This window comes from Comamonas sp. NLF-1-9, assembly GCF_019195435.1.
Lineage (GTDB): Bacteria > Pseudomonadota > Gammaproteobacteria > Burkholderiales > Burkholderiaceae_C > Comamonas_C.
In genome coordinates this window covers 1,124,433-1,137,472 of the sequence record NZ_CP078069.1, presented here as the reverse complement: position 1 = coordinate 1,137,472, position 13,040 = coordinate 1,124,433, and the positions used below count along the sequence as shown (strand labels likewise).

Genomic DNA, 13,040 nt, shown 5'->3' with positions numbered 1-13,040 from the left:
GCGCATGCGGCGCGCGCGTGCGGCCTCAACGCTCGACGACGCGGTCGAGCACGATGCGCACTTCCTTGCTGCCCAGCGCGACCTGCTCGACGCGCCCTTCGATGTCGCCCGGCTGCGCTGCTGGCGTGCCCAGGCGCGAGACGCGCGCCACCACGCTCACCTGGGCGAAGCGCGACAGACGCATCTCCGGCGCCATGGCACTGCTGTCGTCCAGCGTGAACGAGACCGGCCAGCCACTGGCGCGCGTGCGCACCGCGGCCAGCGGCATGGGCGGGCCGTCGCTTGCGCGCGCGAAGATGAACAGCGTGTCGGCCGCCGCTACCTGGCTGCGCAGACGCTCATCGAGCGTGACCGTGCCGCGGATGGTGGCGTCGCCGGTCTGCTTGGCGGCCTGGGCGCTGGCTGCCAGCGGCGCAGCAGGCGCCTGGCCGCGCGCCCGGGCAATGAGGCTGTCGATGCGCCGTGCGTCTTCGGTGTCTGCGGGCAGCAGCGCCTTGAGCTTTTGCCAGTGCGCGAGCGCTGCCGTTCTGTCGTTCTGCTGAAATGCCGCCAGGCCCGCGAAGGCCAGCGCGTTGAAGTTGTTCGGGTCGATCTCGAGCGCCCGCTGCACCATCCGGGTGGGCTCGCCCGAGAGGTCGCGCTGCTGCGCGATCGCCAGGGTGTTGGCGTACTCGACCCAGAGGTCTGCGTTGTCGCTGCTGAGCTGGGTCGCCTTGCCATAGGCGCTCAGCGCGTCGTCGATGCGGCCCATCTGGTAGTAGGAGCGCGCGAGCAACACCCAGCCCTCGGCATCGCCGCCGTCGCGTGCCAGGCGCGCCTGGAGCGCAGCCACTGCGGCGTCGTCCTGGACGTGTGGCGCGGCGCCGGTGCTTGCGCTGCGCGCCGCGGGTGCGGATGGATGGATTGCGCCCGGCTGTCCCACGGTCAAATAGACGCCAATCGCCAGTAGTGGAAGTACCACGGCGGTGGCCAGCGCGACGGCCCAATTGGCCTGCTGGCTCGAGCGGGCCCGCGCCTGCGCAGCCTGGCCCGCATGCAGCGCCTGGCGCTGCAGCTCGAGGCGCGCCCTCTCGTGCTCGGCTGCACCTACGTCGCCCGCGGCCAGCTGCGCATCGAGCTCGCGCAGCCCGTCGGCGAGCACTGCCAGATCCTCGCCGCGCTGCAGCGGACGCTGGCTGCGGCGCAGCAGGGGAAAGAGCACCGCAAGCAATGCGGTGAGCACCATGGCGGCGGCCAGGGCCACAAAAGCGAGCATTCGTTCTTCTCCTGTGCGCCGCGCGCCGCTCAGCCTTTGCGCGCCTCTTGCACCGGCGCGTTCGCCAGGCTCGACGGCGTGATCTCATACACCGAGAAGCCTCCCGTCTGATAGACCAGGGTTGCGCCCTGCACATCGTGCTGGGCGTTGCCCATGAAGGGCAGCAGCCGGGCGGCCAGGGTATTGCCCGAGGGCTCATCGGTGAGCGCGATGGCGCGCAGAGGTTGGCCGCTGCCTTGCAGCACGCCGTAGGCGGTGTATTTGTGTTCCTGCAGCCAGGCATGCACGCGGCGCACCATGCCGTGCACGTCGTTGGTCGCGCCGAAATCCTGGAAGGCCACGCCGAGCTTGTCGGGGAACATCTGGCCAAGCAGGATGACGTCGCGCCAGTGCAGCACGAGCACCAGACGCTTGCCCTCGCCGGCCAGGGCGCGCAGCGCCGCGATGCCTTCGGCTTCGGGCGAGACCAGAGCCTCGGCAAAGCGCCGGAAGCGTTCACGCTCGCTGGCGACCGCTGCCGCGTCGTCGCCGCTCCAGAAGGCGCGCTCTATCGCCTCCACGCTTGCGCGGCTGCCGCTCCAGTGCGCCGGCACGAAGAGCGGCAGGCCCAAGTGGCTGGCGAACTGGACGTCCACACCCGCGAGCGTCTTGAACTGGCGCGAGCTGTCCCACCAGGCGAGCACCGTCGCATCCTGCGCAGCGTGGCGCTTGAGCACCTGCGCGAGCGCCGTCACGTCTTGCGGCGCTACCGCGAGGGTGAGAAAGGGGTCGTCGACGCGCGCCTGCCAGTTCACCAGCAGCGGCCCGGCGCTTGTTTCGGCGATGTCCAGGGTGGCCAGTGGCGTGTCCTGCTGCGGCGCCTGCACGCTGGCGCGGCGCAGCGTGTAGCCGGCCTCGGCGTAGGCGGACAGCGCCCCGGCGTCGGACGCGGCCAGGGGCTCGCCGAGCACGTAGTGGTAGATGGGCGGAGCACTTGCGTGCCGCCAAAGCAGCAGCGCTGCTGCCGCGATCAGCGCCAGACCGCCGACGATGGCGAGCCGGGCGACAAGGGGGCGCTGGTGGGTCAATTTGCGCTCCTCCAGAGTGGTTGGATCAGGGCCGCGCCACGTACTGGCCCGGCCTCATTGCGCGGCGTCGCCCGAGCCGTCGCCCTGGTCGCCGCGCTGGGCGCGCCGGCGCCCGGCGAGTCCACCGAGCAGCAGCCCGCCGCCCAGGAAGGCCAGGGTGCCACCGGCATACAAGGGGTCTGCGCCAAGGCTGACCAGCAGGTTCTGCGGCTTGCGGTTGTCCAGCGAGGAGAGCTTGCCGTTGGCGCCGGCCTTGCCTTCGAGCTTTTGCACCCGCTGCTCGAGCTGCGCCTTCTCACGCAGGATGGTGTCCTGCTCGTTGATGATGGCCTGGTCCTTGATCAGGTCGCTCCAGCCGTGCGAATAGGTCCAGCCGCCCGGGTTGACGTGCTCAAGACCCTTCATGTAGCGCGCCACGTGCTGCTCCCACATCTCGGCGAAGGTGCGGTCCACCAGCGTGGTCTGGTTCTTCTGCGCGAAGAACAGCGAGAAGAAGCCGCCGGGCTCGTCCTGCTCCGGCGCGGGCAGGGCGGGGCGGTTGGTCTTCTGGCCCACGAGCAGCTTGTCGTCGTAGAGCTTTTGCACCACTTTGCGGGTTTCCTCGACGAGTTTGGTGCCTTCCTTGATGCCCTTGTCCATCATGGTCAGGTAGGTCTCGGCAAAGCGCGGCGAATGGCACTGCGAGCAGGTGCTGACCCAGGCGTCCTTGCGCTCCTGGAACCAGGGGTGGTCCAGGTTGTCGACGATGTTCTGAAACGGCAGAAAGCCCCAGCGCACCTTGCGCACGGTGTTGTGCGTGAACTGCCCCTTGTACTCGAAGTGGCAGCCCTGGCAGGTGGGGCCGGTGAAGCCGCCCTTGGTGTTCTGGTCGGCAAGGCGCGCGTTCCAGTCCCAGGAGTCGCCGCGCGTCTGGTACTGCGTGCCATGCTTGGAGAACATGTACTGCTCGAACTCGTTGTGGTCCACGCCGTTGTGGCAGGTGGCACAGGCTTCGGGTTTGCGCGCCTCCACGGTGGAGAACTCGTGCCGGGTGTGGCAGTTGTCGCACTTGGTCTGGTTGGTGTGGCACATGGTGCAGCTCGCGGCAACCTCGCGCTGCTGCAGCGCCGCCCAGGTGGCGGTTTCGACGTTGGCCATGTAGTCCACGGTGTGCGAGGGGTGGCCCTTGTCCCACTGCTTCTGCGGCCAGGTGAGGGTGTCGCGTTCGGATTCGGCTTCGGCGAACTGGCGCAGGTGGCAGCTGCCGCAGACCGTGCGGTCGGGCAGATGCAAGTCCTTGTGGTTGCCGGCCTGCACGCCTATGCCCATGTGGCAGTCGGCGCAGCCCACGTCCTTGAGCGTGGCGCCTTGCGCCAGCAGGCCCTGGGAATGCAGGTTGGATTCGACCTCGGAGATGATGTCCTTCTTGTAGGCGCGCACGTCGTCGGCGGGCAGCGCGCGGATCTGGTCGAGGTTGGCGTGCACGCTCTTCTCCCACGAGGCGACCCAGCCGTGCGTCACGTCCTTGTGGCAGCTCGCGCACTGCTCGCGCGTGACCTGCATGTCCAGGTCTGGCGCCTTGTAGAACAGCGTCGGCGCGAGGTACATGTCCATGGGGATGGGTTCCCAGAGCTTGGCATGCTTGCCCTTGGTCAGCTCCGCGCGGTAGCGCTTGGAGAGGCTGTCGAAGAGTTCCTTGGGCGTTGCGTCGCGGCTGAGCTCAAGCGCCTTGAGCTGCTCGTCCGGGACGGAGTCCCAGATCGTTGCCGAGGCCGGAAGATGTGCTGCCATCAGGCAGAACGCCAGTACGACGAAGCTGAGCAGACGTGACCACATGATTCCCTCCTGGCAGATTGGGCCTCTTCCCATCATGGTCATTTGCCGCATTGCTGCTAGTACCAAGCACGTCTTGCGCGATGGTGCCATCGGCCTGCGGGAAAACCCTTGCATGCACGCGGATTTTTGCCCGGGCGCGGCGGCCGCGGCCTGGCCGGCGCGCACGCGCTCAAGGGGCGCGGCGGTTCAGGCGGCGAGCACTTCGCGCTGCGGCTCGCCCAGGCTGCGCAGCAGGTCGCGCACCAGTTGCGCGCGCTGACCGGGCTCGGGCAGGGGGCGCTCGATGCGCAGCTTCTCGTTGCCCGCGAGCTTGATGTCACGGTTCTTTTGCACCAGCCGGATGATGGCCATGGGGTCTACCGGCGGCTCGGGCACGAAGCTGATGTGGATCACGCCGGGCGCCGCGTCCACTTTGGTGATGCCGTAGGGCTCACACAGCACGCGCAGGCGGTGCGTGTCGATCAGGGTCTGGGTTTGCGCCGGCAGCTTGCCAAAGCGGTCGACGATTTCTTCCAGCAGGGTGTCGATCTGCTGCGTGCTGCGCGCGGTGGCGAGCTTTTTGTACAGCGACAAGCGGGTTTGCACGTCGGCGCAGTAGGTGCTGGGCAGCAGTGCCGGAGCGTGCAGGTTGATGTCGGTCGTCGCCTGCATGGGCGCGAGCAGGTCGGGCTCTTTGCCGGCTTTGAGGCTGCGCACCGCCTCGGCCAGCATTTCGTTGTAGAGCTGAAAGCCGACCTCGATCATGTTGCCCGACTGGTTCTCGCCCAGCACCTCGCCCGCGCCGCGGATTTCCAGGTCGTGCATCGCCAGGTAGAAACCGCTGCCCAAGTCCTCCATCTGCTGGATGGCTTCCAGGCGCTGGGCCGCGTGGCCCTTGAGTCCCTTGAGGTCGGGCACCATCAGATAGGCATAGGCCTGGTGGTGGCTGCGCCCCACGCGGCCGCGCAACTGGTGCAGTTGCGCCAGGCCGAACTTGTCGGCGCGGCTGATCAATATGGTGTTGGCCGTGGGCACGTCGATGCCGGTTTCGATGATGGTCGAGCACAGCAGCACGTTGCTGCGCTGGGCGACGAAGTCGCGCATCACGTGTTCGAGCTGGCGCTCTGGCATCTGGCCGTGGGCCACGGCGATGCGCGCCTCGGGCAGCACCTCTTGCAAGCGCGCGCGGCGCTCCTCAATGGTCTCTACCTCGTTGTGCAGAAAGTAGACCTGCCCGCCGCGCTTCAATTCGCGCAGCACCGCCTCGCGGATCACGCCCTGGTTTTCTTCGCGCAAAAAGGTCTTGATCGCCAGGCGCCGTTGCGGCGCGGTGGCGATGACCGAGAGGTCGCGCAGACCTTCGAGCGCCATGCCCATGGTGCGCGGAATCGGCGTGGCGGTGAGCGTGAGCACGTCGACCTCGGCACGCATGGCTTTCATCGCTTCCTTGTGGCGTACGCCGAAGCGGTGTTCCTCGTCGATGATCAAGAGCCCCAGGTTCTTGAATCTGGTCGACGCCGAGAGCAGCTTGTGCGTGCCGACGACGATGTCTACCGTGCCCTCGTCCAGGCCCTTGAGCGCGGCCGTGGTTTCCTTGCCCGAGGCAAAGCGGCTGACCTGCGCCACTTTGACCGGCCAGCGCGCGAAGCGATCGACCAGTGTCTGGTAATGCTGCTCGGCGAGCAGCGTGGTCGGGGCGAGCAGCGCCACTTGTTTGCCGCCGGTCACGGCGATGAAGGCGGCGCGCAAGGCGACCTCGGTCTTGCCGAAACCCACGTCGCCGCAGACCAGGCGATCCATGGGGCGCGGGCTGATCATGTCCTGGATGACGGCGTGGATCGCGGCGTTCTGGTCGGCGGTTTCCTCGAAGCCGAAGTCGGCGACGAAAGCTTCGTAGTCCTGTGGCGAGAAGCGAAAGGCAAAGCCCTCGCGCGCCGCACGCCGCGCGTAGATGTTGAGCAGTTCGGCAGCGGTGTCGCGCACCTGTTCGGCGGCTTTCTTGCGCGCTTTTTCCCACTGGTGGCCGCCGAGCTTGTGCAGCGGCGCATCACCCTCGGCAATGCCGCTGTAGCGGCTGATCTGCTGCAACTGGCTTACCGGCACGTAGAGCACCGCCTTGTCGGCGTATTCCAGGTGCAGGAACTCCTGCAGCGCGGGCGTGCCGTCGGGGTTCTTCTGCCCCATGTCCATGTTGATGAGGCCTCGGTAGCGGCCGATGCCGTGCTGGGCATGCACCACGGGGTCGCCGATTTGCAGCTCAGCGAGGTCCTTGATCATGGACTCCAGGTCGCTGGTCTGCTCCTGCCTCCTGCGCCGGCGCGCGCCGCCGGTGGCGGCAAACAGCTCGGTTTCGGTGACGAAGTCGATGCCTTCGCCCTGCCAGGCAAAGCCCGCGGCCAGCATGGAGGTGGCAATGCCCACGCGCTCGCCGCTGGCGCCGAGGAATTCCTCCAGCGAATCGAAGGCCGGCGGATTCAGGTGGCTGGCGCGCAGGAAGTCGAGCAGGCTCTCGCGCCGGCCGTCGCTCTCGGCCAGCAGCAGCACGCGGTGCGCCGTACCGGCGATGTGCGCGTGCAGCTTGGCGATCGGGTCTTCTGCGCCGCGCACTGCGGTGAGGTCGGGCAGCGGCGCGAAAGGCATTTCCTCCCTCACCCCTTGGGGCAGCCGTGCGGAAGGTATTTCCTCCCTCCCCCGCTGGGGGAGGGCAGGGGTGGGGGCCGGTTCAGGCGCGGTTTGTCCTGCTGCGCCCCTCTCCCCAGCCCTCTCCCCAGAGGGGCGAGGGAGCGAAGCCGCCGGTCTCAGCGCCAGTTGTGCATGCGCCTTGGCCTGGCCGTAGAACTGCTCGGCGGTGAGGAACAAGGCCTCGGGCGGCAGGGCGGGGTGCTCGGGGTCGCCTGCCAGCAGGCGGTAGCGCTCGCGCGTGTCTTGCCAGAAGCGCTGAAACGTCTCTTCCAGGTCGCCATGCAGCACCAGCGTGGCGCCGTCGCCCACATAGTCGAAAACCGTTGCGGTGGCTTCAAAGAACAAGGGCAGGTAGTACTCGATGCCGGCGGTGGCCAGGCCCGCGCCCATGTCCTTGTAGATGCGGCTCTTGGTCGGGTCGCCCTCGAGCAGCTCGCGCCAGCGGTTTCTGAAGCGCGTGCGCGCCTCCTCGTCCATGGGGAACTCGCGCCCCGGCAGCAGGCGCACCTCAGGCACGGGGTAGAGGCTGCGCTGGGTGTCGGGGTCGAAGGTGCGGATGGAGTCGATCTCGTCGTCGAACAAATCCACGCGCAGCGGCTGGGCCGCGCCCATGGGGTAGAGGTCGATCAGGCCGCCACGCACCGCGTATTCGCCGTGGCCCACGACCTGGGCGACGTGCTGGTAGCCGGCGAGCGTGAGCTGGGCGCGCAGGCGGGCCTCGTTCAACTTCTGCCCGGTCTTGAAATGAAAGGTATAGCCCGCGAGGAAGGACGGCGGCGCCAACCGGTACAGCGCGGTGGTGGCGGGCACCAGCACCACGTCCAGTTCGCCCTGGTTGATGCGCCACAGCGTGGACAGGCGCTCGCTGATCAAGTCCTGGTGGGGCGAGAAGTTGTCGTAGGGCAGGGTTTCCCAGTCGGGGAAGAGGGCGCAGCGCAGCTCGGGCGCGAAGAAGCCGATCTCGTCGATCAGCCGGCGCGCGTCGGCCGCGTCGGCGCAGACGATGGCGGTGAGTCGCCCCTCGGCGCACACGCCTTGTGCCAGCCGCGCGAGCAAGAGCGCGTCGCTGGAGCCGGGCGGGCGTGGCAGCGCATGGCGCTTGCCGGGGATGAGCTTGGGTAATTGCATGAGGGTGGGGCAGGGCGGAAACGACCAAAACCCCCGGCCGGTGCGGACGGGGGTGCGTGGCGGCTATTTTAGGGCGGTATGCGATTTCACAAGTTTCAAGGCAAATAGGGCTGAAACGCAGAACTGGCAAGCGCGAGCAGCTATTCAAATTGCAGCAAACGCCCACGCGGTGAAGTCTCTCCTTGCTTGGCCAATGGGTTCGCGCCGATGCCGGGCCGCACCGCGATACGCAAGGCGCGCCGGCGGGTTTCATTCGTGGGCAGACCGGCGCATGAACGTTCTTCTTGCATCGGCCTGCAAGCCCCGTGCCCGAGCGGCATTTGCACCATGCAGGCGCTGCGCGATGTGGGTCAGTGCCGCCCGCGGGCAGTGGCCGCCACGATGCCCGCGGCGCAGCCCAGGCTCTATAGTTCATGCGTCCTGCCTACTCTCCCAGACCATCGATGACCGAAGCCAGCGATTCCGTGGCCACACGCTTTGGCAGTGGCCGCGCCGTCCAACGCATGGAAGACGACGCCTTGCTGCAAGGCCAGGGCCGCTACGTGCAGAACCTGTGCGCGCCGGGCGACGCCTGGGCGGTGTTCGTGCGCTCGCCCCACGCCCATGCCCGCATTCTGGGCGTGGACCTGACCGCGGCGCGCGCCATGCCCGGCGTGGTCGCGGTCTATGGCGGCGCCGATCTGCAGGCGGCCGGGGTGCCGGCGATGAAGGCCGGCGTCGGCTTCAAGCGCGCAGACGGCTCGCCCTGCGCGGCGCCGGCGCGCCATCTGCTTGCGGCCGAGCGCGTGCATTACGTCGGCGAAGCGGTGGCGCTGGTGCTGGCGCTCAGCCTGCAGCAGGCGCAAGACGCCGCCGAAGCGGTGCAGGTGGACTACGAGGCGCTGCCCTGCGTGCCCAGCCTGGAGGCGGCGCTGGCGCGCCAGGCGCAGGTCACGCCCGAGGTGCCGGACAACATCGCCTGCGAAGCCCGCCATGGCGACGCGGCTGCGACGGCTGCGGCTTTTGAGCGCGCGGCGCATGTGGTGCAGCTCACGCTGGTGCACCAGCGCGTGGTGGCGCTGACGCTGGAGCCGCGCAGCGTGCGCGCGCTCTGGGATGCGCACGCGGGGCGGCTCTTGATGCAGATCTCCTCGCAGATGCCGACCTCGGTGCGCAAGAACGTGGCGCTGGCCCTGGGGCTTGCGCCCGAGGCGGTGCGCGTGCAGGTCGGCGATGTGGGCGGGGGCTTTGGCATGAAGGTCGGCTCCTACCCCGAAGAGGCGGCGCTGGCCTGGGCCGCGCGCGCCTCGGGGCGGGCGCTGCGCTGGATGGGCGAGCGCAGCGAGGAATTTCTCTCGACCACCCACGGGCGCGACGTGCAGTCGCATGCGGCGCTCGCGCTCGACGAGCAGGGGCGCATCCTCGCGCTGCGCGTGCATTCGGACGCCAACGTCGGCGCCTTTCCTACCGCAACCAACACCGCCATCCAGTTGCTCGTCGGCCCCTGGGTGCAGACCAGCGTGTACGACATCCCGCTGATCGACTTTCACTTTCGCGCCGTGCTCACCCACCAGGCGCCCACCGGCGCCTACCGCGGCGCGGGCCGGCCCGAAGCCATCTTCAACATCGAGCGCCTGATGGACGAGGCCGCGCGCCAGATCGGCATGGACCGCGTCGCCCTGCGCCGGCGCAACTTCATCCGCCCAGAGCAGATGCCCTACACCAACCCCATGGGCCAGACCTACGACGTGGGGCGTTTCGAGCATGTGCTGGACCAGGCGCTGCAGCTTGCCGACGCGCAGGGCTTTGCGGCGCGCGCGGCGGCGTCGCGCCAGCGCGGCCTGTGGCGCGGCCTGGGGCTTGCCACCTTTCTGGAATGGACCGGCGGCAATGCGTTTGAAGAGCGCGTGACCCTGGACCTGCGCTCCGACGGCGTGATCGAGGTCTATTCCGCAATCAACCAGATGGGGCAGGGCATCGCCACATCGCTCGCGCAGCTTGTCGTCGATGTGTTCGGCGTGCCGCTTTCGAGCGTGCGCGTGGTGCTGGGCGATACCGACCGGGGCAATGGCTACGGCTCGGCCGGCTCGCGCTCGCTCTTTACCGGGGGCTCTGCCATGGCCACCGGCGCTCAGCACACGCTGCAGCGCGCGCGCCGCCTGGCGGCGAGCGAGCTGGAGGTGGCCGAGCCCGACATCCGCTACGCGCAAGGGCGCTTTACCGTGGCGGGAACGGACCGCAGCATCGGCCTCTTCGAGCTCGCCGCTCGCCAGCCCGAGGGGCATATTTACGTGGAGCACACGCACACCGTGGCCGGCCCTACCTGGCCCAATGGCGCGCACCTGTGCGAGGTGGAGATCGACCCGCAGACCTGCGTGGTGCGGCTCGTGGCTTACGCCGGGGTGAACGACATTGGCCGCGTGGTGAATCCCTTGATCGTGCGCGGCCAGCTCGTGGGCGGCGCGGTGCAGGGCGCGGGCCAGGCGTTGATGGAGCGCGTGGTCTACGACGATGCCAGCGGCCAGCTGCTTACCGGCAGCCTGATGGACTACTGCGCGCCGCGCGCCCAGGATTTCGCCTGCGAGTTCCGCATGGAAATGGACGAATCCACGCCCTGCAGCAACAACCTGCTGGGCGTCAAGGGCGTGGGGGAGCTCGGCACCATAGGCGCCGCGCCCTGCGTGGTCAACGCCGTGGCCGATGCGCTGGCGCGCGCCGGCCGCGCTGATGCCGCCCCGCGGCTGCAGATGCCGGTGAGCGCGGCGCGCCTGTGGACTCTGCTGCATGGCTGATGCGGCCCGCCTGATCGCCCTCGTGCCCTGCGCGGGCAGCGGCTCGCGCGCCGGCGCGGGGCGGCCCAAGCAATACCAGAGCGTGGCCGGCCGCCCGCTGGTGGAACACACGCTGGCCGCGCTGGCGGCGGTGCAGCGCATCGAGCGCACGCTGGTAGTGGTGGCGCCCGGGGATGAACATCTGGCGTGCACGCCGCGCCAAGAGATTGCGCGCTGCGGCGGCGCCACGCGCGCCGAGAGCGTGTGCAACGGTTTGCAGCACCTGCTGGCGCACGGCGCCGGTGCCGCCGATTGGGTGCTGGTGCACGACGCCGCGCGCTGCCTCATCACGCCCGCGCTGGTCGATGCCTTGATCGACGCCTGCCTGCCCGACGCGGTGGGCGGCCTGCTGGCGCTGCCCCTGCCGGATACGCTCAAGGTCGCGCGCGCGGACCGCGCCGTGCAAACCCTGGAGCGCGGCGACAAGTGGCTGGCGCAAACGCCGCAGATGTTTCGCCTGGGCACGCTGCTGGCCGCTCTTGAGGCGCACCGGGCAGCCGGCTTTGCCGGCATCACCGACGAGGCCAGCGCCATGGAGCTGGCGGGCCACACGCCCCTGCTGGTGCGCGGCAGCCTGCTCAATCTGAAGATCACCTGGCCGCAGGACTTTGCGCTGGCCGAGGCCGTTTTGAAAGGGTATGCACGATGACGGATCTGCCCCGACTGCGCGTGGGCGAGGGCTGGGACATCCACGCCCTGGTGCCGGGTCGCCCGCTGGTGCTGGGCGGCGTGCCGATTGCGCACCCGCAAGGGCTGCTCGGCCATTCGGATGCCGACGTGCTGCTGCACGCCATCACCGACGCCCTGCTGGGCGCGGCAGCGCTGGGCGACATCGGCAGCCACTTCCCCGATACCGACCCGCGCTTGAGCGGAGCCGACTCGCGCGCGCTGCTGGCCGAGGCCGCCCGCAGGGTGCGCGCCGCCGGCTGGCAGATCGTGAACTTGGACAGCACCGTCGTCGCTCAGGCACCGCGCCTGGCCGCGCACATCCCGGCCATGCGCGCAGGCATCGCGCAGCTGCTGGGGCTGGATGCGGCGCAGGTGAGCGTGAAGGCCAAGACCGCCGAGCGCCTCGGCCCCGTGGGCCAGGGCCTGGCGATGGAAGCGCGCGCGGTGGTGCTGCTGTGCGGCGCATAGGCCGGCACGCGGCTACAGTGCATGGCATGAACTGTTTATCCAAACCCCTTCAACGCGCAGCCTGGCCGTGTCTGGCGCTGCTGCTCACCGCCTGCGCGGCCCAACCCGTTCCAGCGTCGGCCGATCTCGCCAAGGAACTCAAGGCCTTCCCGGCGGCTTTGCCGGGCCACGAGCGCCATGTGATCGAGCTGCCCGCGCTGGCCGACGAGAGCACGCGCAAGCTGGAGCTGATCGGCGGCAAGGCCATGACGCTGGACTGCAACGCGCGCGGCATGGACGGCGGCTTTCAGGCGCAAGACGTGCCCGGCTGGGGCTATACCTACTGGGTGCTCAAGAGCCAGGGCCAGGTGCGCACGACCATGATGATGTGCCCGCCGGGCACTGAAAAACCGGGCTTCGTGCAGGCCGAGCCGCTGCTGCTGCGCTACAACAGCAAGCTGCCGGTGGTGGTCTTCGTGCCCGAGGGCATGCAACTGCGCTGGCGCGTGTGGCAGGCGGGCGAACTGCAGCAGGCGCCGCTGCGCTGAATTACGGCACGGAGAGGAGCAGGCAACATGATGATGCGTTTCTTTCGGGCATTTGCCCTGTTGATGCTGGCCGGCATGCTGACGGCCTGCGGCTACAACGATTTCCAGCGGCTCGATGAAGCCAGCAACTCTGCCTGGAGCGAGGTGCTCAACCAGTACCAGCGCCGCGCCGACCTGATCGACAACCTGGTGGCTACCGTCAAGGGCGAGGCCAATTTCGAGCAGGAGACGCTTACCAAGGTAATAGAGGCGCGCGCCAAGGCCTCGAGCATTCAGCTCACGCCCGAACTGCTGGGCAACCCTCAAGCCTTGCAGCAGTTCCAGGCCGCGCAGGGCGAGCTCTCGGGCGCGCTCAGCCGCCTGATGGTCACGGTGGAGCGCTACCCCGATCTCAAGGCCAACAAGGCATTTGCCGATCTGCGCGTGGCGCTCGAAGGCGCAGAAAACCGCATCGCGGTGGCACGCGGGCGCTACATCGATGCGGTCAGGGAGTACAACGTGCTGGTGCGCAGCTTCCCGAGCAATCTCACCGCCAAGGTGTTTGACTACAGCGCCAAGCCCAATTTCACCGTGGCCAACGAGGCGGCGATCACAAGCCCGCCCAAGGTGGATTTCAGCACCCAGTGACTCTCGCTGAAGA

General features: G+C 68.7%; 9 protein-coding genes. 5 read left to right on the top strand and 4 right to left on the bottom strand.

What is annotated here, in order from left to right:
- Window positions 1-25: 25 nt before the first annotated feature.
- The 4 genes from ccmI to mfd all read right to left on the bottom strand — a co-directional run bounded on the left by ccmI (window position 26) and on the right by mfd (window position 7,926).
- Entirely contained in the window at window positions 26-1,255 is a 1,230-nt protein-coding gene (gene ccmI / locus KUD94_RS05480) for a c-type cytochrome biogenesis protein CcmI (protein WP_218238785.1), read from the bottom strand.
- Window positions 1,256-1,284: 29 nt separating this feature from the next.
- The gene (gene haoB / locus KUD94_RS05475; RefSeq protein WP_218238784.1) at window positions 1,285-2,322 is read right to left on the bottom strand and encodes a hydroxylamine oxidation protein HaoB; all 1,038 of its coding nucleotides are present in this window, start codon (window positions 2,320-2,322) and stop codon (window positions 1,285-1,287) included.
- A 54-nt stretch (window positions 2,323-2,376) separates the two neighbouring features.
- The gene (locus KUD94_RS05470) at window positions 2,377-4,137 is read right to left on the bottom strand and encodes a multiheme c-type cytochrome (protein WP_218238783.1); all 1,761 of its coding nucleotides are present in this window, start codon (window positions 4,135-4,137) and stop codon (window positions 2,377-2,379) included.
- A gap of 186 nt (window positions 4,138-4,323) precedes the next feature.
- On the bottom strand, window positions 4,324-7,926 hold the full coding sequence (gene mfd / locus KUD94_RS05465) for a transcription-repair coupling factor (protein ID WP_255569110.1): 3,603 nt from the start codon (window positions 7,924-7,926) through the stop codon (window positions 4,324-4,326).
- 443 nt (window positions 7,927-8,369) lie between these two features.
- Here mfd and KUD94_RS05455 point away from each other — a divergent pair, with 443 nt between their 5' ends.
- The 5 genes from KUD94_RS05455 to KUD94_RS05435 are packed head-to-tail and all read left to right on the top strand — an operon-like array spanning window position 8,370 to window position 13,027.
- On the top strand, window positions 8,370-10,697 hold the full coding sequence (locus KUD94_RS05455) for a xanthine dehydrogenase family protein molybdopterin-binding subunit (RefSeq protein ID WP_218238782.1): 2,328 nt from the start codon (window positions 8,370-8,372) through the stop codon (window positions 10,695-10,697).
- A complete protein-coding gene (gene ispD / locus KUD94_RS05450) occupies window positions 10,690-11,385 on the top strand; it encodes a 2-C-methyl-D-erythritol 4-phosphate cytidylyltransferase (protein WP_218238781.1) in 696 nt (231 codons plus the stop codon). The genes KUD94_RS05455 and ispD overlap by 8 nt, the downstream gene beginning before the upstream one ends.
- Window positions 11,382-11,873, top strand: coding sequence for a 2-C-methyl-D-erythritol 2,4-cyclodiphosphate synthase (ispF, locus tag KUD94_RS05445; RefSeq protein WP_218238780.1), 492 nt, complete (start codon window positions 11,382-11,384; stop codon window positions 11,871-11,873). The genes ispD and ispF overlap by 4 nt, the downstream gene beginning before the upstream one ends.
- A 26-nt stretch (window positions 11,874-11,899) precedes the next feature.
- A complete protein-coding gene (locus KUD94_RS05440) occupies window positions 11,900-12,400 on the top strand; it encodes an ecotin family protein (RefSeq protein WP_218238779.1) in 501 nt (166 codons plus the stop codon).
- Window positions 12,401-12,427: 27 nt separating this feature from the next.
- Window positions 12,428-13,027, top strand: a complete 600-nt coding sequence (locus KUD94_RS05435; RefSeq protein WP_218238778.1) for a LemA family protein — start codon at window positions 12,428-12,430, stop codon at window positions 13,025-13,027.
- The last annotated feature ends 13 nt before the right edge of the window (window positions 13,028-13,040 follow it).

Coding starts and splice junctions, on each gene's coding strand:
- ccmI (WP_218238785.1), bottom strand. CDS start 1,255: ATGCTCGCTTTTGTGGCCCTGGCCGCCGCCATGGTGCTCACCGCATTG.
- KUD94_RS05470 (WP_218238783.1), bottom strand. CDS start 4,137: ATGTGGTCACGTCTGCTCAGCTTCGTCGTACTGGCGTTCTGCCTGATG.
- mfd (WP_255569110.1), bottom strand. CDS start 7,926: ATGCAATTACCCAAGCTCATCCCCGGCAAGCGCCATGCGCTGCCACGC.
- KUD94_RS05455 (WP_218238782.1), top strand. CDS start 8,370: ATGACCGAAGCCAGCGATTCCGTGGCCACACGCTTTGGCAGTGGCCGC.
- ispD (WP_218238781.1), top strand. CDS start 10,690: ATGGCTGATGCGGCCCGCCTGATCGCCCTCGTGCCCTGCGCGGGCAGC.
- ispF (WP_218238780.1), top strand. CDS start 11,382: ATGACGGATCTGCCCCGACTGCGCGTGGGCGAGGGCTGGGACATCCAC.
- KUD94_RS05440 (WP_218238779.1), top strand. CDS start 11,900: ATGAACTGTTTATCCAAACCCCTTCAACGCGCAGCCTGGCCGTGTCTG.
- KUD94_RS05435 (WP_218238778.1), top strand. CDS start 12,428: ATGATGATGCGTTTCTTTCGGGCATTTGCCCTGTTGATGCTGGCCGGC.